Annotated in this window: 26 protein-coding genes; 12 read left to right on the forward strand and 14 right to left on the reverse strand. The window is 52.8% G+C overall.

Annotated features, from left to right (window positions below):
• Positions 1–121: 121 nt before the first annotated feature.
• The gene (gene mgtE / locus M2422_RS21255; RefSeq protein WP_021241530.1) at positions 122–1,558 is read left to right on the forward strand and encodes a magnesium transporter; all 1,437 of its coding nucleotides are present in this window, start codon (positions 122–124) and stop codon (positions 1,556–1,558) included.
• Here the strand turns inward: mgtE and M2422_RS21260 are convergent.
• Positions 1,521–2,810: a SulP family inorganic anion transporter gene (locus M2422_RS21260; RefSeq protein ID WP_064672869.1), complete on the reverse strand. Its 1,290-nt coding sequence runs from the start codon at positions 2,808–2,810 to the stop codon at positions 1,521–1,523. The genes mgtE and M2422_RS21260 overlap by 38 nt on opposite strands.
• A gap of 187 nt (positions 2,811–2,997) precedes the next feature.
• Between M2422_RS21260 and mqo the strand changes: the two genes are divergently transcribed.
• Positions 2,998–4,647: a malate dehydrogenase (quinone) gene (mqo, locus tag M2422_RS21265; protein ID WP_064672868.1), complete on the forward strand. Its 1,650-nt coding sequence runs from the start codon at positions 2,998–3,000 to the stop codon at positions 4,645–4,647.
• Between the two features lie 135 nt (positions 4,648–4,782).
• On the opposite strand, the gene eco is transcribed toward mqo, so the two are convergent.
• Positions 4,783–5,286 (reverse strand): serine protease inhibitor ecotin, encoded by a 504-nt coding sequence (gene eco, locus M2422_RS21270; RefSeq protein ID WP_033146052.1) that lies wholly within the window; start codon positions 5,284–5,286, stop codon positions 4,783–4,785.
• Between the two features lie 210 nt (positions 5,287–5,496).
• Here eco and M2422_RS21275 point away from each other — a divergent pair, with 210 nt between their 5' ends.
• Together M2422_RS21275 and M2422_RS21280 are read left to right on the forward strand one after the other, a co-directional pair.
• A complete protein-coding gene (locus M2422_RS21275) occupies positions 5,497–5,757 on the forward strand; it encodes a DUF2534 family protein (protein ID WP_008500962.1) in 261 nt (86 codons plus the stop codon).
• A 138-nt stretch (positions 5,758–5,895) separates the two neighbouring features.
• Positions 5,896–7,083 carry an MFS transporter gene (locus tag M2422_RS21280; RefSeq protein WP_064672867.1) on the forward strand — a complete coding sequence of 396 codons (1,188 nt, stop codon included), beginning with the start codon at positions 5,896–5,898 and terminating at the stop codon, positions 7,081–7,083.
• A 215-nt stretch (positions 7,084–7,298) separates the two neighbouring features.
• Here M2422_RS21280 and M2422_RS21285 read toward each other — a convergent pair whose 3' ends face one another.
• The 12 genes from M2422_RS21285 to M2422_RS21340 all read right to left on the reverse strand — a co-directional run bounded on the left by M2422_RS21285 (position 7,299) and on the right by M2422_RS21340 (position 14,160).
• Entirely contained in the window at positions 7,299–8,477 is a 1,179-nt protein-coding gene (locus M2422_RS21285; RefSeq protein ID WP_259142333.1) for a phage integrase Arm DNA-binding domain-containing protein, read from the reverse strand.
• A 1-nt stretch (position 8,478) separates the two neighbouring features.
• Positions 8,479–8,688 carry a hypothetical protein gene (locus M2422_RS21290; protein ID WP_259142336.1) on the reverse strand — a complete coding sequence of 70 codons (210 nt, stop codon included), beginning with the start codon at positions 8,686–8,688 and terminating at the stop codon, positions 8,479–8,481.
• A gap of 31 nt (positions 8,689–8,719) precedes the next feature.
• Complete coding sequence (locus tag M2422_RS21295; protein WP_259142339.1) at positions 8,720–8,989, reverse strand: hypothetical protein; 270 nt, start codon at positions 8,987–8,989, stop codon at positions 8,720–8,722.
• A 73-nt stretch (positions 8,990–9,062) separates the two neighbouring features.
• Positions 9,063–9,275 carry a hypothetical protein gene (locus tag M2422_RS21300; protein WP_259142340.1) on the reverse strand — a complete coding sequence of 71 codons (213 nt, stop codon included), beginning with the start codon at positions 9,273–9,275 and terminating at the stop codon, positions 9,063–9,065.
• Positions 9,272–9,904: a hypothetical protein gene (locus M2422_RS21305; RefSeq protein ID WP_259142342.1), complete on the reverse strand. Its 633-nt coding sequence runs from the start codon at positions 9,902–9,904 to the stop codon at positions 9,272–9,274. The genes M2422_RS21300 and M2422_RS21305 overlap by 4 nt, the downstream gene beginning before the upstream one ends.
• Positions 9,905–9,907: 3 nt before the next feature.
• On the reverse strand, positions 9,908–10,303 hold the full coding sequence (locus tag M2422_RS21310) for a hypothetical protein (RefSeq protein WP_259142343.1): 396 nt from the start codon (positions 10,301–10,303) through the stop codon (positions 9,908–9,910).
• Entirely contained in the window at positions 10,300–10,515 is a 216-nt protein-coding gene (locus M2422_RS21315; RefSeq protein WP_259142345.1) for a hypothetical protein, read from the reverse strand. Before M2422_RS21315 ends, M2422_RS21310 begins: the two co-directional genes overlap by 4 nt.
• The gene (locus M2422_RS21320) at positions 10,512–11,036 is read right to left on the reverse strand and encodes an HNH endonuclease (RefSeq protein WP_259142347.1); all 525 of its coding nucleotides are present in this window, start codon (positions 11,034–11,036) and stop codon (positions 10,512–10,514) included. Before M2422_RS21320 ends, M2422_RS21315 begins: the two co-directional genes overlap by 4 nt.
• Complete coding sequence (locus tag M2422_RS21325) at positions 11,033–11,500, reverse strand: hypothetical protein (protein ID WP_259142349.1); 468 nt, start codon at positions 11,498–11,500, stop codon at positions 11,033–11,035. Before M2422_RS21325 ends, M2422_RS21320 begins: the two co-directional genes overlap by 4 nt.
• Positions 11,497–12,324: a chromosome partitioning protein ParB gene (locus tag M2422_RS21330; RefSeq protein ID WP_259142351.1), complete on the reverse strand. Its 828-nt coding sequence runs from the start codon at positions 12,322–12,324 to the stop codon at positions 11,497–11,499. Before M2422_RS21330 ends, M2422_RS21325 begins: the two co-directional genes overlap by 4 nt.
• Entirely contained in the window at positions 12,324–12,683 is a 360-nt protein-coding gene (locus M2422_RS21335) for a hypothetical protein (RefSeq protein WP_259142353.1), read from the reverse strand. The genes M2422_RS21330 and M2422_RS21335 overlap by 1 nt, the downstream gene beginning before the upstream one ends.
• 817 nt (positions 12,684–13,500) lie before the next feature.
• Positions 13,501–14,160: a LexA family transcriptional regulator gene (locus M2422_RS21340; protein ID WP_176686561.1), complete on the reverse strand. Its 660-nt coding sequence runs from the start codon at positions 14,158–14,160 to the stop codon at positions 13,501–13,503.
• A 92-nt stretch (positions 14,161–14,252) separates the two neighbouring features.
• Between M2422_RS21340 and M2422_RS21345 the strand changes: the two genes are divergently transcribed.
• The 8 genes from M2422_RS21345 (at position 14,253) to M2422_RS21380 (ending at position 19,184) form a co-directional block, all read left to right on the forward strand.
• Entirely contained in the window at positions 14,253–14,450 is a 198-nt protein-coding gene (locus M2422_RS21345) for a Cro/CI family transcriptional regulator (protein WP_016530206.1), read from the forward strand.
• A gap of 25 nt (positions 14,451–14,475) precedes the next feature.
• Entirely contained in the window at positions 14,476–14,946 is a 471-nt protein-coding gene (locus M2422_RS21350; protein WP_259142359.1) for a YmfL family putative regulatory protein, read from the forward strand.
• A 240-nt stretch (positions 14,947–15,186) separates the two neighbouring features.
• Positions 15,187–15,399, forward strand: coding sequence for a DUF4222 domain-containing protein (locus M2422_RS21355; RefSeq protein WP_071788893.1), 213 nt, complete (start codon positions 15,187–15,189; stop codon positions 15,397–15,399).
• Entirely contained in the window at positions 15,356–16,282 is a 927-nt protein-coding gene (locus tag M2422_RS21360; RefSeq protein WP_259142366.1) for a conserved phage C-terminal domain-containing protein, read from the forward strand. The genes M2422_RS21355 and M2422_RS21360 overlap by 44 nt, the downstream gene beginning before the upstream one ends.
• A complete protein-coding gene (locus tag M2422_RS21365; RefSeq protein WP_259142369.1) occupies positions 16,279–16,773 on the forward strand; it encodes a hypothetical protein in 495 nt (164 codons plus the stop codon). The genes M2422_RS21360 and M2422_RS21365 overlap by 4 nt, the downstream gene beginning before the upstream one ends.
• Complete coding sequence (locus M2422_RS21370) at positions 16,773–17,525, forward strand: hypothetical protein (protein ID WP_259142372.1); 753 nt, start codon at positions 16,773–16,775, stop codon at positions 17,523–17,525. Before M2422_RS21365 ends, M2422_RS21370 begins: the two co-directional genes overlap by 1 nt.
• 13 nt (positions 17,526–17,538) lie before the next feature.
• On the forward strand, positions 17,539–18,198 hold the full coding sequence (locus M2422_RS21375) for an MT-A70 family methyltransferase (RefSeq protein WP_259142374.1): 660 nt from the start codon (positions 17,539–17,541) through the stop codon (positions 18,196–18,198).
• Positions 18,195–19,184: a DNA cytosine methyltransferase gene (locus M2422_RS21380; protein WP_259142376.1), complete on the forward strand. Its 990-nt coding sequence runs from the start codon at positions 18,195–18,197 to the stop codon at positions 19,182–19,184. Before M2422_RS21375 ends, M2422_RS21380 begins: the two co-directional genes overlap by 4 nt.
• Positions 19,185–19,198: the final 14 nt, after the last annotated feature.

Consider the following 19,198-nt stretch of genomic DNA (forward strand, 5'->3'; position numbering starts at 1 on the left):
GGAGAGGGGATAAATCGTGGCCGCGATGCCGCTTTTTTCTCCATCCCGCCGCGTTGTTTATTCTTATTTACATATCCCCGCGCTATGCTTAACCCCAACTCATTTAATGGATTTATGATTGATGTCGGTATTAAAGAAAAACAGCGCCAGACAGCGTGACCAGGAGCGCGCGCGACTCATCTGGCTTCTCACGACCGATAAAGCGGTCACTTCTACGCTTTTAGGCAAACTCACCCTGGCTGAGCAATATGATGTCGGCACCCTGGCCGACGATATTGCTGAGGTAGGTGCGCTGGTTGCTCATTTACCCCCGCCGGATCTGGCGGATACCCTTGAAGCGCTGCCCTCGGAAGAACGCCACGCCCTGTGGCGTCTGGTGCAGGATCACGAGCGCGGGCAGGTGCTGCTTGAGGCCTCCGAAAACGTCTGGGACGACCTGATCGACGAGATGAGCGATCGGGATATTCTCGACGCTCTGCAAACCCTGGATATCGACGAGCAGATTTACCTCGTTCAGCACCTGCCGCGAAACCTGACCGGCCGCCTGCTGGCGTCGCTGCCTGCCGATGAACGCGCGCGCGTGCGCCAGGTGATGCACTACGAGAAAAACAGCGTCGGCGCGATCATGGAGTTCGGCGTTATCACGGTGCGACCGGACGTGACGCTCGGTACCGTGCAGCGCTATCTGCGTCGCCTGGGTAAAATGCCGGACAACACCGATAAACTGTTTGTCACCTCCCGGGATAAAACCCTGCTTGGCGAGCTGGAGCTGAAAACCATCCTGCTCAACAGCACCCAGCGGAAGGTGAGCGAGGTGATGGAAAACGAGCCGATGGTCTTCTCCCCGGAAGACGACGCGGAGAAAGCGGCGCGTACCTTCGAACGTGACGACCTGGTGAGTGCCGCCGTCGTGGATTCAGTCGGCAAACTGATGGGGCGTCTGACCATCGATGAGATCGTTGATGTGGTCTACGAAGAAACCGACAACGACCTTCGCGCGCTCGGGGGGATCAGCGCCGAAGATGACGTCCATGCCTCCGTCGGCAAGGCGGTGAAAACGCGCTGGGCGTGGCTGGCCATTAACCTGTGTACCGCGTTTATCGCCTCCCGCGTGATCGACGGGTTTGAACACACCATTTCTCAGCTGGTGGCGCTGGCCTCGCTGATGCCGATTGTGGCCGGAATCGGCGGCAACACCGGAAACCAGACCATCACCATGATCGTCCGCGCCCTGGCGCTGGAAAATATTCAGCCCGGTAACTTCGCCTTTCTGATCTTCAGGGAGATGGGCGTGGCGCTGATCAACGGCCTGGTGTGGGGCGGGATTATGGGCGGCATCACCTGGTGGCTGTACGACGATATGGCCCTGGGCGGCGTGATGATGCTGGCGATGGTGCTGAACCTGCTGGTGGCATCAATGATGGGGGTCATTATCCCGCTGACGATGACCAAACTGGGGCGCGACCCCGCGGTGGGGTCGAGCGTGATGATCACCGCCATCACCGATACCGGCGGTTTCTTTATTTTTCTTGGGCTGGCGACGATTTTTCTGCTTTAAGCCGACGCTTAATGGGGGCGGGGAGGAGTGCCATGACGATAATCCCGCCCAGCACGCCAATCGCCAGATTGCCGGTTGATACCGTGGCGGCAACGGTGACCAGCATGACGACCGTTTCTGCTATCGGGGCCGTTTTCACCGTGGCTGGCTGAAGGCTGTGCCAGCTGAAGGTTTTGACGGCGACAATCGCCATAATACCCGCCAGCACCGCCATCGGGATGTTGGCCATCACGTCGCTGAGCGCCGTCACCAGGATCAGCAGCACAATGCCCGCCGCAATCGTTGAAATGCGGCTTCGACCTTTCCCCATCTCCACGTTGACGATGGTTTGTCCGATCATCGCGCAGCCTGCAATCCCGCCATAAAAACCGGCCAGAATATTGCCGACGCCTAGTCCAATGCTTTCGCGGCGTTTACCTGACGGTGTCGCGGTCAGCTCATCCACCAGCTTTGCCGTCAGCAGGGATTCCAGCAGGCCGACAAAGGCGATGCTCAACGCGCACGGCCAGATAATGCTCAGCGTCTGCACATTGAGCGGGACCATAAGTTCGGTAAGGCCCGGCAAACCGCCGCTCATGGAGCCTTCATCGCCCACGGTCGGCAGGGTTTGACCGGTTGAAACGGTGAACAAGGTAAGCACAACAATCGCAATCAGCGGGGAAGGGATGCTTTTGATATAGCGCGGCACCCACAGCACAATCAGTAGCGTCAGGACGAACAGGCCCACAATCAGCGGGCTTCGGCTCCAGAAATGCGGGACCTGAGCGAAGAAGATCAAAATGCCCAGGGCGTTAACAAATCCGGTCATGACCGACTGGGGTATAAAGCGCATCAGCCTTGCCATGCCCAGCACGCCAAACAGAATCTGAATCACGCCCGCCATCAGCACGGCGGGAAGTATGTACTGTACGCCGTGCTGATGCACCATCGGGCCAATGACCAGCGCCACGGACCCGGCCGCTGCCGTGACCATCGCCGGGCGACCACCGAGTACAGACAGGGCAAGACACAGCACCACGGAGGCGATCAGGCTGACCTTCGGGTCAACGCCCGCCACCACCGAAAATGAGATAACCTCGGGGATCAGCGCCAGGGCGGTAATCACGCCTGCCAGCGTTTCACGCGTCAGCCGCTTTGGGGAACGCAACACGTTGGCTACGCGGTCTTCGGGGGATACAGCAGAATGGGGTAGGGACATAACAGTTCGCTGGTTAGGGCAGGCTTCCGTGCGCGCGATCGCAAAACGCAACATACTATCCAGTAAAACCGCGCTTTACCAGACGCATCGATAATTCCTCACAAACAATCCATCATTAAATTTCACAATTACAATAATTTCGTAACCTTTAAACAATATTTAAAAGTTGTTACCGTGCCCCCGCAGCTTTTTTCACCTGCAATTTCCACGCATCAAGCACTTTTACACTAAGGCATAAATTATGAAAAAAATGACTGCCATGCTCTTTTCTCTGGCCGTGGGGCTTAACACCGTCTCCATGGCGGCGAAAGCTGACGCACCAAAAGAGCAGGAAACGGACGTCCTTTTAATTGGTGGCGGTATCATGAGCGCCACGCTGGGAACCTATCTGCAAGAACTGCAGCCGGACTGGTCTATGACCATGGTCGAGCGCCTTGATGGCGTGGCGCAGGAGAGTTCGAACGGATGGAATAACGCCGGTACCGGACATTCGGCACTCATGGAACTGAACTATACGCCGCAGAAAAAGGACGGTTCCATTAGTATCGAGAAGGCGGTAGAGATCAACGAAGCATTCCAGGTTTCTCGCCAGTTCTGGTCTCATCAGGTCAACAGCGGCGTGATGCACGACCCGCACTCCTTCATCAACACCGTGCCGCACATGAGCTTTGTGTGGGGCGAACAGAACGTTAACTTCCTGCGCGCGCGCTACGCCGCTCTGCAGCAGAGCACGCTGTTCCGCGGGATGAAATACTCTGAAGACCACGCGCAGATTAAAGAGTGGGCTCCGCTGGTCATGGAAGGTCGTGACCCGAACCAGAAAGTGGCGGCGACCCGTACCGAAATTGGTACCGACGTTAACTACGGTGAAATTACCCGTCAGCTGGTGACGTCTCTGAAGAAAAAAGAGAACTTCAACCTGCAGCTCAGCACCGAAGTGCGCGGCTTCAAGCGCAACGCGGATAACAGCTGGAGCGTGACCGTCGCCGATCTGAAAAACAACGAAGCCGAGCACGTCATCAAGGCGAAATTTGTCTTTATCGGTGCGGGCGGCGCGGCGCTGAAGCTGCTGCAGGAGTCCGGTATTCCGGAAGCGGACGACTACGCGGGCTTCCCGGTGGGCGGCCAGTTCCTGGTGTCCGATAACCCGGAAGTGGTGAATCGTCATCTGGCAAAAGTGTACGGCCAGGCTTCCGTTGGCGCACCGCCGATGTCTGTTCCGCACATCGACACCCGTATGCTTGACGGCAAACGCGTGGTGCTGTTTGGGCCGTTCGCGACCTTCTCCACCAGGTTCCTGAAAAATGGCTCCCTGTGGGATCTGCTCAGCGCCACGACCACCTCTAACGTCAAGCCGATGATGGACGTGGGTCTGGATAACTTCGACCTGGTGAAATACCTGATTAGCCAGGTGATGCTCTCTGACGACGACCGTTTCGAGGCGCTGAAAGAGTACTATCCGCAGGCGAAGAAAGAAGACTGGCGTCTGTGGCAGGCGGGTCAGCGCGTACAGATCATCAAGCGCGATCCGAAAGAGGGCGGCGTGCTGCGTCTGGGTACCGAAGTGGTAAGCGATAAGGATGGCACCATCGCCGCGCTGCTGGGTGCGTCGCCGGGCGCGTCTACCGCTGCGCCAATCATGCTGCACCTGATGGAAAAAGTGTTTAAAGATAAAGTCGCCAGCCCGGAATGGCAGGCGAAGCTGAAAACCATTATTCCATCCTACGGCACGAAGCTGAACGGCAACGTGAGCGCGACGGAGCAGGAGCTGGAATACACCAGCCGCGTTCTGCAGCTGCAGTACATCAAGCCACAGGCTGCGGATGCTGCGCCAAAAGCGGAGCTGAAGCCTCAGCCGGAAAACAAACCGGTTGCGGATATCGCACTGTAAGGTAAAAGCAAAACGGTAACATCCGTTACCGTTTTAAGTGTTTTCTCCCTCTCCCGGTGGGAGAGAGTTGGGGTGAGGGCACCAGAGCGCACCCTTTCCGGGTCGGGTAAGGCGAAGCCGCCACCCGACTTATTTTTAACGTACTACGGCTTGTCCGATGTTCTCATCAGCCTTCCAGATGCGATACTTCACTTCCACGTTTTCAGGCGTATAGACCACGATCGGCAGCTTGCTGTTGTAGCGCAACAGACTGTTGTCGCCCAGATACGCCGTTACAAATTTCTTCTCTTTCTTGCCGTCCGGGCAGGCCATCATGGTGGAGACCGGAGAGGTCACTTTGTCAAAGACGTAATAGTCGTAACCCCAGCCTTCCAGGGTTTTGCTTTCCAGCTGACCGCCCAGACGGTGCTGGTTGCAGTCCACTTCGAGCGTCTTGCCAATTAACAGTTCCACTTTAAAGTTCGCTTCATCCTGCTGAACCGGCAGCTGAATCACCTGACGCTTCATCCCTTTGTCCGCCTGCGGGTACGGAGCCACTTTTTCCAGCGGCTGCTGTTTTGGGGTTTCGCTGGCGAAAGCGCTGCTGCTGACGCACGCGGCGGCGATGAGGGCGATGGCAAATTTAGGTGCGTTTTTCATTGTCATTCCTTTATGTCAAAACGATCCTGCGCAGGTTAACATAACAACGATGAATGACTGGTGTTATTTACTTACATTTTCACTATGGGTAGCGTTATACGCTTTTAATTTACCTGTTTAGTGGTTGTTTGTGCTGGTGTGGAGTCAGGTGCCAGTTCGTGTTATTTTTAGACCCTATATATTGTTATTCATCTGTAAAAGGGAAGAGAGATGGTTCGTGCAAAACTGAAAACGCCTGAAGGCCGCAAGTTCCTCCTGGCGCTGCTGGTCGTATTTATGATTGCCGCCGCGTGCGTGGGGCGGGCAACCATTGTTGGCGTTATCGAACAGTACAATATTCCCCTCTCAGCCTGGACAACCAGCATGTATGTCCTGCAGTCGGCGATGATCTTCGTCTACAGCCTGGTGTTCACCGTTCTGCTGGCCATCCCGCTGGGCATTTTCTTCCTGGGCGGACGTGAGAAGCATTAAGCGTCGACCTGCGATAACTAAGCCATCCTGCCGGATGGCTTTTTTTATGGTCTCATCCCACTCTCCTCAGGTTTTTTTAATCCGCGATATCCTATCCTGTAAGCATTCAGGCAACTGTTTTTAAAGCAGGAGCGGTAGATGCGTTCCAGATTTCCAGTGCTCAGCCAGATCCCCAAAGGCGTCTGGGTTGTGGGAGGCGTCAGTATGTTGATGGATATCTCGTCAGAGAGTATTCACAGCCTGCTGCCACTTTTTATGATGACCACCCTCGGTACGAGCGTGCTGTTTATCGGCCTGATTGAAGGGCTGGCGGAGGCCACCGCGCTTTTTATTAAGGTCTTTTCGGGGGCGATAAGCGACTACCTGGGTCAACGTAAGGGGCTGGCCCTGCTAGGGTATGGCCTGGGGGCGTTAAGCAAACCCCTTTTCGCATTAGCGTCCTCTTCCGGGATGGTTTTAGGCGCACGTCTGATAGATCGTACGGGGAAGGGGCTACGGGGCGCACCGCGGGATGCGCTGGTTGCAGACGTCACGCCGCCGGAAATGCGTGGTGCGGCATATGGTCTGCGTCAGTCAATGGATACCACAGGCGCATTTCTTGGCCCATTACTGGCCGTAAGCTTAATGCTGTTGCTGGACAACGACTTTCGCACTGTTTTCTGGATAGCCCTTATCCCCGGTCTGCTTTCAGTTGCCTTGCTCTATTTTGGCCTTCAGGAGCCGAAAACTCCCCTCGAACATAAACGCACAAACCCCATTAAACGAGAGAATTTAAGGCGGCTGGGTAAAGCGTGCTGGTGGGTGATTGGCCTTGGTGCAGTGTTCACGCTTGCCCGGTTTAGCGAGGCTTTTCTCGTCCTTCGTGCGCAGCAGTCGGGCGTTCCTCTGGCCCTTATTCCGCTGGTGATGGTGGTCATGAACGTACTCTATTCCCTTTCCGCTTACCCTTTTGGCAAACTTTCTGATGGCATGAGCCACACCCGGCTTCTGCAGTGGGGGCTAATGGTGCTGATTGGTGCAGATATTGTTCTGGCGCTGAGCAGCCACTGGATGGGGGTCATTTTAGGCGTCGCGCTTTGGGGAATACATATGGGTATGACCCAGGGACTACTGGCGGCAATGATCGCTAAAACCGCACCGCCCGATCTGCGCGGCACGGCTTTCGGTATTTTTAGTCTGGTCAGCGGCGTGGGATTATTAATCGCCAGCGTGGGAGCCGGCGCGATATGGGAAACGTTTGGCGCGGAATATACGTTTTATGCCGGAGCGGTGATTTGTCTGACTACGCTTGTGTATCTGCGCAAAACGCCGGACGAGGCGAAATAAAAAAAACAGCCATCAGGCTGGTTTTCAATATGTTTTTGGTCGGCACGAGAGGATTTGAACCTCCGACCCCCGACACCCCATGACACCTGCGTAAAATGCTTCTAAGCCGCACCACTACTGGCTTGTAAGCTTTTCGACTGTGTAAACAAACAGTGGTTTTTATGCATTATCTGCACTATACACATCAATGAGTTAGGGGGTAGTTTCGCCATTAGCTAGCCTGCCTTGATCTCACCGTGTGGGACCATAACCCAGTCGATATGATTACTGGTATAAATCTTCGTTGATTTGGCGTCACTATGGGCCATTCTCCCTTGAGGATCGATACCCTGACTATCAAACAAATGCGCTGCCAGTGCCCTTATCTCGTGAAATGTTGGCCGCTCATCCAACGGAAGATGATCACATAATCCCAGCTTGTCACGTAATGCAGAGAACGAACGGCTAAGGTAATCAGGTGCTACCTGAGTAGGGTGTGAAACCTCTTTACTACGTTTGTTATTTCGTTCAGGTATTCGGTGTACGACATACGGGCTGGCAACACTATCCCGGCTATCGTCAATAATCCTCTTCAGCTCCCCTCCAATTGGGATCGCTACGTGTGATGCCTCTTTCTTTTGAACCTTCTGGCGATGGATGTACAAAGTACCGTAAATTCCGTTTTCAGGTTCGTCCAGCCACACACATCCACAAACACCGTTTTTCGGTTCCCTTATCGAATATTTTATTCTCGAAACTTCGAGCCGCGCGTGTGTTGTTTGCAGCGCTAAATCCATTGCTGTTCTTAACCATGGGTTAGCTGCGTTTCTCATGGTAATGAAGATATCTAAAGGAAGACGTTTACGTTTCTTCTCTTCGACACGACGCATTTTTTTACGCGCTGCCGGGTTATCCATCATTAATGATTCATCAACTGCATAAGAGAAAAGTTTTTTGAGAAAGCTTACCTTTCTGTTTTGAACGTTAGCGGATGCATCAGCATGGTACCGATTAATAAATTGGTTCACGTGCTCAAGCTCAATGTCACAAGCCGGGATGTCGGTAAAAAATTCCTTTACCCTGAGCACGTCATTATTCCAATCATCCAGGGTGCTTGGTGATGGTTTTTCATCGGCAACGGCGCGCGCCATAATTCGATCAACATGGTCACTGAATGGTTGAGCTTCGCCATTTATTCCGCCCGAGTCTCTAATCAAGCTTTCTACTGACGGCACCGTTTCAGGTCTCATTCTGAGGTTATATTCTTTGGCAATGGCGATTGCCATTACGCGATCAGTTCCAATGCTTTTACGCTTACCGGTTATAAGCGTAAAACGATATTGCCCGGTAGCTTTATCAAAAAGCAGGAAATCAGGGAGATTGCGGTTCTCCCTTTTACGTGGTCTTGCGGCCATGTTAATCCTCTTGAATTAACTGACGAACTCTTTCACTGATCATTGAGTCAACGCCCCATTTCTCTGAGGAGCTAACAAGGATCGTACCATCTACGATACGGCCCTGAAGCTTACCGTTTTCAATCCAGCGTCGGATAGTTCTGTTATCTGGAACTGAGCCTGGTTCAAACTCTCGCTTTCCCCACAGACTCGCTTTCATCAACTTGGCCATGGCTGTTCTCCACTTAACCGGCTGCACCCGGCTATCTTTTATAGAAAATGCATGATGAACAACCACCACGGAGCCCATCATTGCAGGTACGACATCTTTTTGTTTCGGTGTAATAGAGCTGGTGGACCATTTCCTTTGGCATGAGAACCGGCATAGGCACGCGAATAACCAGCTTTTTGAGCCTGTCGATTTCACCGGCCAGTTCCAGCAGGCGTGAGCGGCAATCCTCTGCTTCCTCGCGCCACCAGTTCACGTCGGCTTTAAGGCGGCGCAGGCGACGTTCTTTGAGTTTGCTCACCATGGCAGCCACCCCATGCCCTGAAGTGCACCGATGACCAGCAGCACGAACATTACCGCGTCGAATGGGTTAGGCATCACTTCACCTCCTGCGCCGCTTTGATGATTGCAGCCAGACACTTCTTGCACGGCACCTGCAATGATCCTTGCTCAATGCTCAAGAGTGCATGCTGAGCATCCTGAAACAGCCAGTCTGAAAATTGTGGCGCATGTCCGCACCATGTTTCTGTTTCATGTTTCGAAAGTTTTACGCCGTCATGATGGTCATATTTGATGATGTGCTTACTCACGGCTTCACCTCCTGCTGCGGTGCTGCTGAACCATGCCCAAGACCTTCATCAGTGAATGAAATAATCACTTTTGACGGGTCAGCACACTTCGGAGACTCTCCATGTCGGAATACAACGAAGCTGATGCCGTGGAGCTCAGCCATCTTCTCGGCTTCAGCATGCCATTCAGGAACAGCCGGAGAGTTGCCATCGGCACCCTGAAGCATGGCGGCGCGGCAGGCGTTCACATCACCGTAAATCTGACCGATGAGATTAAACCCCTCCATTGGCCAGTCAGCCGGAGAATAAGCAACTGCGCCATCGTCGGACACAAACAAAAATCCAACAGGCTTCAAATCAGGCACAGATACCGGCGCTGGCGGGTTGGCATAAAGTTCTATAGGTCCATCCTGAAATTTTGGATGCCCGCAATACGATGCGAAATCATCAGCCTCAATAACACCGTTTATAACGTAAGTAGCAGCCACGGGCTTGGCTTCGAGCGATGCCAGCGCGATACGCGCCAGCTCCAGTTCTTCTTCAAGCTCTGCGCGTGAATCAGCGAAAGCGGTCTGCGTGATGGAAAACTCCAGACTCTTAACCTTTTCGCGCGCACGTTCGCGTAACTGCTCTCTGGTAATAGTGCTCATGGGTTAGTCCTCAACCTTGCGCGGTGCTCCGCGATATTCTGGTGCCGGAATGTGCTTAGGCGCGGCAATGACATGTTTCAGAAGTTCTTTCCAGGTCGCTGCGTTATTGCGAAGCCAGCGCCCATCGTTATCGTCAAAGAAGCCTTTTGCTACCGAGTAAGATAATGGCTCTGCGACGTCGCACGGAACAGCCACTGTCTGAGCGCCGTTGTTGTAGTAGCCGAGGTTGGATAGCACATGGCTTTCAGCATAACGCCCTGCCGTGTGGCATCGACACCGGTAGCCGCTATCATCCGCTGCCCACAGCGTGATATACGGGTCACCGCGCTGTGTGTGTGCGGTGCTCAGAATGAAATATTCACGCTCCATATCACACGCCTGTTTGTCGATGCTGCTCATTGGGCGGCCTCCGGTTTCAGCAGTTCGCCGCACTCACGGCAGTATTTATCCCAGCCATCGGCTTTACGGTGCTGGCATTTGGTTGTATCCCACCCGCATATAGCGCAAATTGCGTCTGATTCACCGTTAAACATGCGGCCGCCATCATGCTTGCAATAAGACTGGAAACGGCGTTCGAGTTCTTCGTATGTTGGTTTTCCGATTTTGCTCATGACTGCACTCCTTTGCGTGAGACATCACGATAAAATTCACCATGTAATTCTTTGCGTAGCCTTTCTGATGTCAGCTTGGCATCATCAAAATTAGTAAATGCCCCGCCGTAGTATTCCTTTCCTTCACGCGTCACCTTTACGACCCATCTATTTCTGGTGCTGTGCCAGTAAACGCATGGAACGCCGGATGAATTTCTTCTTTTTATTGATTGATTTCGCGAGTTTTCGGAAGTGGTAGCCTCGCGAAGATTGGAAATTGCGTTGTTTGCCCTATCCATATCAATATGGTCAATCAGGTCTGGCCAAGTTCCGTAGGTAATAAACCAAGCAAGACGATGCGCTCTGTATGGCTTGCCGTTGAAACATATCTGCCTATATCCATAACCGGTGATGTATCCAGCTTCCTTGCCAATCACGCAGTTTGATGCGCGCTGCTTTTTCCAAGTGAACTTTCCTGTTAATGGGTCATAGTCAAGCGATGATGTCAGCTCGTGGATATCAGGAGGAGAGTATCTCTTCATTCTCTGCGCTCCTTTCTTATCTGGGCTGCGAAGTCACCGCAGATAGTTGCTGCTTCATCAAGCCCAATTTGTTCGTCCTGATAGCAATTAACAATTGCATTGCTAATTTTCAGGCAAGCTTCATCAACAGCACTGGCCCGCACTTCAGCCAGGAAAGCGTCGGTCGCCGCCGTATCAACGCGGATGCTGTCACGCAGGATAAAGAATGCATCGAGCATGCCTGTCTCAGGCACTTCATCCTGATGCTTTTCGTATGCATCCAAAGCCTTCATCATCACAGGTCCGAATGGTTGAGGGTGCGCAGATTTCAGCCCCGCATTCTCCGCAGCCAGAGCCGCACATTTGGCATCCGCTTCAGCAAATTTACGCACCAGGTATTCAGCAAGCGTTTCGCCAACAATCAGATCAGAAGGAAGGCATTTACCATTAAGAAGACCGTTCATTTCTTTCAAAGTTAATTTCATTTCTGCTCTCCAGTGCGTTGAGCTGCGATAGCTTTGTGCTCGTCGATAATTTCTACGACTTCTGCATGGACCAATCCTTCGAGAGAGATAACACCTGTGTCGCTTATACCAGCCAGGCTGATCAGCTCTACAAGGCGACGCGCTTTCTTAACGCTAATTTCGGGTGCTATAACGCTTCGGGTAACTTTCTTTTTTCCCTTGGCGGCAGCGGAAGCTTTATCCTTCTGAAGAACCTCACCGGCCTTTTCGCCGAACTCTTTTACTCGGTCAACGGCAACATCAACAGACACGGTCCCGGACTTAACTTCTTTCTGAACGTCGTGGTTAGCAGTGCTAAGAAGCAGAAGCTTTTCGACAGTAGGAACAGACTTGTTTACCAGTTTTGCGATCTCGCTGGTGGTCTGGTTGAAGGCGTTATGCAGCTCCTGAATAACCGCAGCCTGTTCCATATCGGAAAGTGGCAGCTGGTTGTTACTGGTCATGATGCGCGCCAGTCGCTGCACATCGCTGCCGTTGAACGGCATGATGTGAATACGGTCTACTGGCTTACCAGCTTCAGCACAGCGCGCATAGCAGCGGCGACGGCGGTGACCTTCAACAACCCACACTCCACCTTCATCACGAGCGATAACTTCCAGCGGTGGAACTGATCCGCCGTTCATCAGGTAGTTGAACAGGTCATCATCAGCCTGGCGGGTGCGTTCATCATCTTCACGCTTGTTGAAACCTTCACGAACGTGGATATCGGAAAGATCGATAAACATCCCGGTATCGGTGCGCTTAATTACACCGGCCTTGGTCATTTGCTTGAATGAGTTAGCCATTAGAGAGCAACCTCGTTATTCAGGGAAATGACAACAGGAGTGAGCTCACGCAGTTCTCGCTGAGCCTCCAGCAGATGCATGTTGGTAGGCGTTTTGGTGTGGCGCTCTTCGATGCGGTCGCACTCTTTGGCCCAACTGGCGACATCTTCACGAAGGGTGGCGTTCTGCTCAGCCAGTTCCTTACGTTGCGCCATCGCTTCACACAGCGCGACGCTGGTATAGTCCAGGCGTGTAGCCAGTTCTTTAACCATCCAGCCGTAAGCTGCAGGGAGGAGAGGGGCGGCCTTACGAGCTGCGTCGATAAGCTGCTCTCTGGTCATGCGTGGTTGTAACTCAGTGACGTTCTGTGTGTTCGTCATGGATAGTTTCTCCGTGTTATAAGCGCTCTGCACAGCGCTGATTTTTTGTTGCACGAATCCCTCGCCGGATGGCGACAAAAAATAAAGAGGTTTCGTTTTAGTAAGCACCCAACCAGGGCACTTAGTGAAACGGGCGGCTGCCACCGCCAGTTAGCTTCTCCACAATTGGGAGCGCGTTCCCCTGAGTTGATTTAACGACTGCGGCCTCTCAAGGAACCGGCTGAACGCGCTTTCAGTTGTGAAAAGGGGCGGTCGACATTAATGACATTCACAACTGCCGACCGCCAAGACTACACACAGCATCTGGTACAGCTACTACGGTTTACCACGGTCCTAACGTGATTTGGTTGTGGTGGCGGGGCGCCACGTTTCGCTTCTAAAGAGAGTGCGTAACTCCGCATCCGCACAATCTCCTCCGCGTGACTTCACCACAACGGAAAGAGCACCTATTAGCGTGGCATGCAGCCTTTAAGGCCGACTAATCAATGCTCTTACCTGTTATGGCCTCGTCTCTTCCGAGGTGTCACACCTGATCGCCACGCTGGTGAAACGTCTCTGGCTGTCGTACACAACTGGCTTGCACATTCCGGCTACCCGCTGGATCGGGATACTGCCTAAGGAATCCCCGGACCGCTGCGGCACATGTGCCATATGCCGAACTGCTTACTTCCACACCGGCGCAGGTAACTGTAAGTACCCGTGGTGTGATTTAAATGTACCTTTAGTTACTTTAATGGTCAAGCGGCGAATGTACTTTTTGTTACCTAGAGGATCGAAAAAAATGCCAGAAGGATATCTGGCATTGGAAATGAAGAACTTAAATGTTCTGGGTTATCTGAACTACTTTCCCAACAATTCGGCAATTACCGTCTATTGGGATGGGTTTAAATGAAGGATTGAGGGGCATTAAGTATGCGTAAGGGCTATCCCAAACAAGCTTTTTAACCGTTGCCTCTGCTGAACCATCAAGTATCGCCACAACTATTTTTCCGTAAAGGTCATCCAGTTGGCCATAATGAGGCTCAACAATAACGATTGAGCCTTCAGGGATTGATGGCAGACCGTGAGGGTTGGTCATAGACTCGCCACGAACTACCAATCCGAATACTTCATCAGAAACATTTGCAGTGGTTTGCGTCCATGAAATCACATCAGAAAGCCTTGAGCATGCATAAGTATCAGTCCACATACCAGCCTGAACAGCGGAGATAATAGGGACTGCCGTCGGGGGCTTAAGGAACGGAACAACTTTAGTATCGTCCTGAGTTTCCTCACCTTGACCGTAAAGAATCCATTCTGGAGTTGTCTGCAGCGCCATTGCCAGCTGGTGGAGGTTCTCACCATCAGGCTTGGTTGTACCGCTCTCCCATTTAGTCACGGAAACACGGCTGACGCCCAAGCGTTTAGCTAGCGTCTGCTGCGTTATGTCGAGCTGAACTCGACGGGATCTTATTCGGTCTTTCATCTCTGTTTTCATGTAACCAATGTTACATTGATTCCTTGTAACTGTTGTTTGCTATTTGATGTACCTTTTGTTACCTTTAAGGCGTAAGTTAACCAGGAGGAACCATGCGTAAATCAGAAGTCATTGAGCACTTCGGCGGTGTATCAAAAACCGCAAGTGTTCTTGGGATTTCCCACCCGGCAGTTTGCCGCTGGGGTGAAGTGATCCCTCAAAAGCAAGCGTTCGTCATCGAACGAATTACGAAAGGAAAGCTTAAATACGATGCGAGCCTTTATCAAAAGGCTACAGATTCAGCTGCTTGAAAGTAACTACAAAAGGAAAATCAACATGGTAGAGCCAAGCCTGAAAGAAGTAGTGAAAGCGATGTGCAAAGCGTACCCCGGTGGCCGTGAGGCCATGGCTGGCGCTCTTGGTATGTCTATCACTCAGTTCAATAACAACCTGTACGAGAAGAACGGCTGCCGCTTCTTCGAAGTGAACGAGCTGGAAGCAATGGAAGACATTTCAAATACGTCTCTCCTGGCGGATTACTTCGCTCGTCGTCGCGGTGCGCTGCTGGTGGACGTTCCTCAGCTGGAAGACCTCGATCGCGTAGACCTGTTTACCCGAGCAATGAGAACTGCAGCAGCACGCGGTCAGGTTGATCAGATTATCCAGAAAGCCCTGGAAGATGGAGTGATTGAACCACATGAAGCTGAAGAGATTCACGAACATCACCGCCGTCACCTGGCTGCGCGTGAAGAAGAAATCCGCGCGATTGTCGCGCTGTTTAGCCGTAAGAAAAGCCAAAAAAAGTGACGCCCGCGAGTGTGCAGCTCCGGGCGTCTTGGCGTGTCGTATTCAGTGGAGAAACTAACGCATGAACAGTTTAAACCGATTGAGACCAGCGAAGCAATTCAGATGCCTTCCACTGGTGGGAAAAGACTCTCCCTTCGGCTATGTGGAGAGATTAAACGACCAGCCTGGTGAGAACAACTACCAGCCTGAGAACGCGATGGTAGAGGCTTTTGCTCAGATGAACGAGAAGGGGCGTGAAGAATGGCTGAAGTTAACCGGCGATTCAAAGACCACTACGGCGTCCCGGTCCGCGTCATCAGATGGGAGCCCGAGACTCGACGCGTTATATACCTTCGCGAAGGGTACGATCATGAGTGCTTCAGCCCTCTTGAACAATTCCAGCGTAAATTTACAGAGTTAAAGGACGACCATGAGCCTGTTGATGCCATCCCGGCCGATAGTGATAAACCCTGACCTTGCGTACAGCATTGGCCTGAACGAGGCCATTGCGTTGCAGCAGGTTAACTACTGGCTTAAAGAAACCACCTCCGGACTGGAGCGTGACGGCGTGCGCTGGATTTACAACACCAACGAGCAGTGGCTGGAGCAGTTCCCGTTCTGGTCTGAGTCTACGCTGAAGCGCACATTCACCCGCCTGAAGAGCCTCGGCGTGCTCAAAGTTGAGCAACTGAACAAGTCTCAGCGCGACATGACGAACTACTACACGATCAACTACGAAAGCGAACTTTTAGATGAGGTCAAAGTGACCAAATCGAAGAGTTCAAAATGCACTCTTCCATCAGGTCAAAATGAACCGATGGAAGAGGTCAAAGTGAAACCCTCCATCGGGTCAAAACGAACCGCTCTCATCAGGTCAAATTGCACTGATGTTCTTACAGAGAATACAACAGAGAATACTACAGATATTAAAAACCCTATTTGTCCGGTTGCGTCGCAACCAGACGGTGATGTGTTAATCACCGATCAGGCTAAACAGGTTTTAACCCATCTGAACCAGGTGACAAGTTCGCGTTATCAGGTTTCAACAACCTCCCTGCAAAACATTCGTGCCCGAATCGGGGAAGGTTACACCGTTGAAGAGTTATCGCTGGTGGTGGACTACTGCAACGCCAAGTGGAGCGAAGACCTCACGATGTCCGCATACCTGCGCCCACAGACGCTTTTCCAGCCTACCAAATTCCCTGGCTATCTGAAGTCAGCGAAAAGCTGGGCTAAAGCTGGGCGTCCTCCTCGCGTCAACGGAGAGTGGGCCCGAGAAGATGGCGTGTTCCGTTCCAGCTTCCAGAACACTGACTACAGCAAAGTCCCTGCGGGTTTCAGAGGAGCGAACTCATGAGTTTTCTGAAAACAATACAGCTGTTCGTGTCCAACAATCCTGGACTGACGAACAAAGAGATTGCTGCAGCACTGCCGGAGTACGCATTGCACAGTGTTCAGCGTGCGGTATGCCGCCTGGTAATGCTTAACCGCGCTGAGCGCAAAGGTGTGCGTCCTAACTTCCGTTACTACGCAAAGGCACCTGTTGGTCCAATTGGGCCTATTGTCCCGCGCTACCCGGTAGAAAAAGCCGAAGTGATGCCTGAGCAAAAACAGGAAAGCGTACCAAATCCTGCTGTCATTGCGATGATGGACAAGGCTAAAGAGTTATCTGACAAGGGGCTTTATCTGCGCGCTGCTACCGTTCTGATGGAGGCATTCAAACGCTCAAAGAACGAAGCCATGCGAGCCAAAATTCTTAAAGAACGTAAGCGCTGCCTGAGCATGGCGCCGAGGGTTAAAACCACCGGTGATGGATGGTGTCTGGCTGGCAGAGCGAGGAACGTCTGATGATCCACTTCCACGGAGGACCAATCACGCCTGATACGTGCGCACTCAAAGCCTGGAAAGGTCGCCATGCGTTCATCAGCTTTGCTAACCCTGGACAACTTAAGCTTGCCAGTGAGGTAACTCAATCTTTCGCGCTTGATAACGGAGCCTTCAGCTTCTGGGATAAGGGCCAGCCTGTTAACTGGTTCGACTATTACGAATTCGTCAAGGCGTGGATGAATCACCCTCGTTTCGCATTTGCAGTTATCCCTGATGTTATTGGTGGCACCAGCGAAGAGAACGATACGCTTATCGCTGAATGGCCGCACGGTAAATTCGTCGGTGCGCCTGTCTGGCATATGAGCGAACCTGACGAGAGATTCATACGTCTCTGCCATGAGTTTCCTCGTGTCTGCATTGGTTCAATGGGTGAATACGATGCAAAGCGTCCTCGCTCATGCCGGGCAAAATTGCGAGACCTTATCCGTCACGTAGTCGATTCAAATGGCTATCCGATTACCAAGCTCCATGGTCTTCGCATGCTGAATAAGGACATTTTTACTCACATACCGCTTTCATCAGCTGACAGCACAAACGTCGCACGCAATATCGGTATTGATAAGGCATGGGAGAAATCAGCCTATGCGCCAGCCAGCAAAGAAACTCGCGCTGCCGTCCTCGTTGAGCGTATTGAGGCATTTAACAGCGCCAGCGCTCTCAAATATGACGCAGTTCGTGACCGCTTTACTCCACAACTGGCCTTAGAAATCTGAGGGGAAGGATAGGATGAAATACTCACTGATTTACGCTGACCCAGCTTGGGAATACGGCAACACCGTCAGCAACGGCGCGGCTACTAATCACTACGGCACAATGAAGCTGATCGACATGAAGCGTCTTCCTGTCTGGGACCTTGCTGCCGATGATGCTGTTCTGGCTATGTGGTTCACCGGCACGCACACCCGCGAGGCTATCGAACTGGCTGAAGTATGGGGCTTTAAGGTCCGCACGATGAAGGGCTTCACCTGGGTGAAGCTCAACCAGCTGGCAGAGCAGCACATCAACAAAGCTCTTGAGGCTGGTGGAGTAGAGGACTTTTACGATTTCCTCGACCTGCTAAACGAGCAGACCCGCATGAACGGCGGCAACTATACCCGAGCCAATACCGAAGACATGCTGATCGCCACCAGGGGGAACGGACTGGAACGCCAATGTGCCAGCATCAAGCAGGTTATCTACAGCCCACTAGGGGAGCACAGTCAAAAGCCAGCAGAAGCGCGTTTCCGCCTGGAAAAGCTTTACGGCGATGTTCCGCGTATCGAACTATTCAGCCGCTGCGGTGCGCCTGGCTGGGACCATTGGGGGAATCAGTCAGTATCACCAGCTGTTGAGCTTATACCGGCAGTTGCCGTTCCAATGGGAAAATCCCAGGAGCGTGCAGCATGAAATCCTCGGCTTATTACAACGAAATTGATCCCTATGCAGCTCAGTGGCTGCGTAACTTGATCGCTAGCGGTCACATTGCACCTGGCGAAGTTGATGAAAGGAGTATTGAAGATGTCACACCTGACGATCTGCGAGGATTTACGCAGTGCCACTTCTTCGCCGGAATTGGCGTCTGGTCTCATTCCCTGCGGCTCGCCGGATGGCCTGACGATAAACCAGTCTGGACCGGCTCCTGCCCGTGCCAGCCTTTCAGCGCGGCAGGCAAAGGAGATGGGTTTGCTGACGAGCGGCACCTTTGGCCCCACTTCTTCCACCTCATCAGCGAGCGCAGACCTCAGCATGTCTTTGGCGAACAGGTTGCAGCAGGTAACGCAAACACATGGTTCGACCTTGTACAGGCAGACCTGGAAGGAATGGACTACGCCTTCGGGCTTGTGCCTTTTACGTCAGCGGGCATCGGTGCACCGCACATCAGAGAGCGGGCTTATTGGGTGGCCCACTCCTGCGGCGAACGAGTTCGAGCCGAAAAACCTGCAACTACTTATAGAGCGACGGGAACGCTGCAAAGCGAGCCACGGGAATGGGAACGGCTTCGGGCTGACATTGGGTCAGGCGGCTCCTTTATTTGTCGGGTGGGTAACGCCAACTTCACGCGACTGGAAGGACTCGTCAGGGATGACAGCGCTGCGGGATGGGAAGGACAGGCTGGACCAGCTACCGAGGCAGGCGTACACATGCGGCCCCTTGAGGTTAACGGTTTTTGGCGAGATGCGGACTGGCTCTTATGTCGAGATGGCAAATGGCGTCCAGTTGAACCCGGCACATTCCCGCTGGTTGATGGGGCTGCCGCGCGCCTGGGACGAGTCGAGTCCGGGGTGGCAAGAGTGGCAAGCAGCAACCGCGTCGGCCGACTCAAAGGCTATGGGAACGCCATAAACGCACAGGCCGCGGCTGAATTCATACGGGCTTACTTGGAGGTTGCGTGAATAAGCTATCAACC

This window comes from Enterobacter sp. SLBN-59 (assembly GCF_024807915.1).
Classification (GTDB): domain Bacteria; phylum Pseudomonadota; class Gammaproteobacteria; order Enterobacterales; family Enterobacteriaceae; genus Enterobacter; species Enterobacter asburiae_B.

Excerpts from the sequence above, each read along its gene's own strand:
- mgtE (WP_021241530.1), top strand. The coding sequence starts at position 122 with ATGTCGGTATTAAAGAAAAACAGCGCCAGACAGCGTGACCAGGAGCGC.
- M2422_RS21260 (WP_064672869.1), bottom strand. The coding sequence starts at position 2,810 with ATGTTGCGTTTTGCGATCGCGCGCACGGAAGCCTGCCCTAACCAGCGA.
- mqo (WP_064672868.1), top strand. The coding sequence starts at position 2,998 with ATGAAAAAAATGACTGCCATGCTCTTTTCTCTGGCCGTGGGGCTTAAC.
- eco (WP_033146052.1), bottom strand. The coding sequence starts at position 5,286 with ATGAAAAACGCACCTAAATTTGCCATCGCCCTCATCGCCGCCGCGTGC.
- M2422_RS21275 (WP_008500962.1), top strand. The coding sequence starts at position 5,497 with ATGGTTCGTGCAAAACTGAAAACGCCTGAAGGCCGCAAGTTCCTCCTG.
- M2422_RS21280 (WP_064672867.1), top strand. The coding sequence starts at position 5,896 with ATGCGTTCCAGATTTCCAGTGCTCAGCCAGATCCCCAAAGGCGTCTGG.
- M2422_RS21285 (WP_259142333.1), bottom strand. The coding sequence starts at position 8,477 with ATGGCCGCAAGACCACGTAAAAGGGAGAACCGCAATCTCCCTGATTTC.
- M2422_RS21290 (WP_259142336.1), bottom strand. The coding sequence starts at position 8,688 with ATGGCCAAGTTGATGAAAGCGAGTCTGTGGGGAAAGCGAGAGTTTGAA.
- M2422_RS21295 (WP_259142339.1), bottom strand. The coding sequence starts at position 8,989 with ATGGTGAGCAAACTCAAAGAACGTCGCCTGCGCCGCCTTAAAGCCGAC.
- M2422_RS21305 (WP_259142342.1), bottom strand. The coding sequence starts at position 9,904 with ATGAGCACTATTACCAGAGAGCAGTTACGCGAACGTGCGCGCGAAAAG.
- M2422_RS21310 (WP_259142343.1), bottom strand. The coding sequence starts at position 10,303 with ATGAGCAGCATCGACAAACAGGCGTGTGATATGGAGCGTGAATATTTC.
- M2422_RS21315 (WP_259142345.1), bottom strand. The coding sequence starts at position 10,515 with ATGAGCAAAATCGGAAAACCAACATACGAAGAACTCGAACGCCGTTTC.
- M2422_RS21320 (WP_259142347.1), bottom strand. The coding sequence starts at position 11,036 with ATGAAGAGATACTCTCCTCCTGATATCCACGAGCTGACATCATCGCTT.
- M2422_RS21325 (WP_259142349.1), bottom strand. The coding sequence starts at position 11,500 with ATGAAATTAACTTTGAAAGAAATGAACGGTCTTCTTAATGGTAAATGC.
- M2422_RS21330 (WP_259142351.1), bottom strand. The coding sequence starts at position 12,324 with ATGGCTAACTCATTCAAGCAAATGACCAAGGCCGGTGTAATTAAGCGC.
- M2422_RS21335 (WP_259142353.1), bottom strand. The coding sequence starts at position 12,683 with ATGACGAACACACAGAACGTCACTGAGTTACAACCACGCATGACCAGA.
- M2422_RS21340 (WP_176686561.1), bottom strand. The coding sequence starts at position 14,160 with ATGAAAACAGAGATGAAAGACCGAATAAGATCCCGTCGAGTTCAGCTC.
- M2422_RS21345 (WP_016530206.1), top strand. The coding sequence starts at position 14,253 with ATGCGTAAATCAGAAGTCATTGAGCACTTCGGCGGTGTATCAAAAACC.
- M2422_RS21350 (WP_259142359.1), top strand. The coding sequence starts at position 14,476 with ATGGTAGAGCCAAGCCTGAAAGAAGTAGTGAAAGCGATGTGCAAAGCG.
- M2422_RS21355 (WP_071788893.1), top strand. The coding sequence starts at position 15,187 with ATGGCTGAAGTTAACCGGCGATTCAAAGACCACTACGGCGTCCCGGTC.
- M2422_RS21360 (WP_259142366.1), top strand. The coding sequence starts at position 15,356 with ATGAGCCTGTTGATGCCATCCCGGCCGATAGTGATAAACCCTGACCTT.
- M2422_RS21365 (WP_259142369.1), top strand. The coding sequence starts at position 16,279 with ATGAGTTTTCTGAAAACAATACAGCTGTTCGTGTCCAACAATCCTGGA.
- M2422_RS21370 (WP_259142372.1), top strand. The coding sequence starts at position 16,773 with ATGATCCACTTCCACGGAGGACCAATCACGCCTGATACGTGCGCACTC.
- M2422_RS21375 (WP_259142374.1), top strand. The coding sequence starts at position 17,539 with ATGAAATACTCACTGATTTACGCTGACCCAGCTTGGGAATACGGCAAC.
- M2422_RS21380 (WP_259142376.1), top strand. The coding sequence starts at position 18,195 with ATGAAATCCTCGGCTTATTACAACGAAATTGATCCCTATGCAGCTCAG.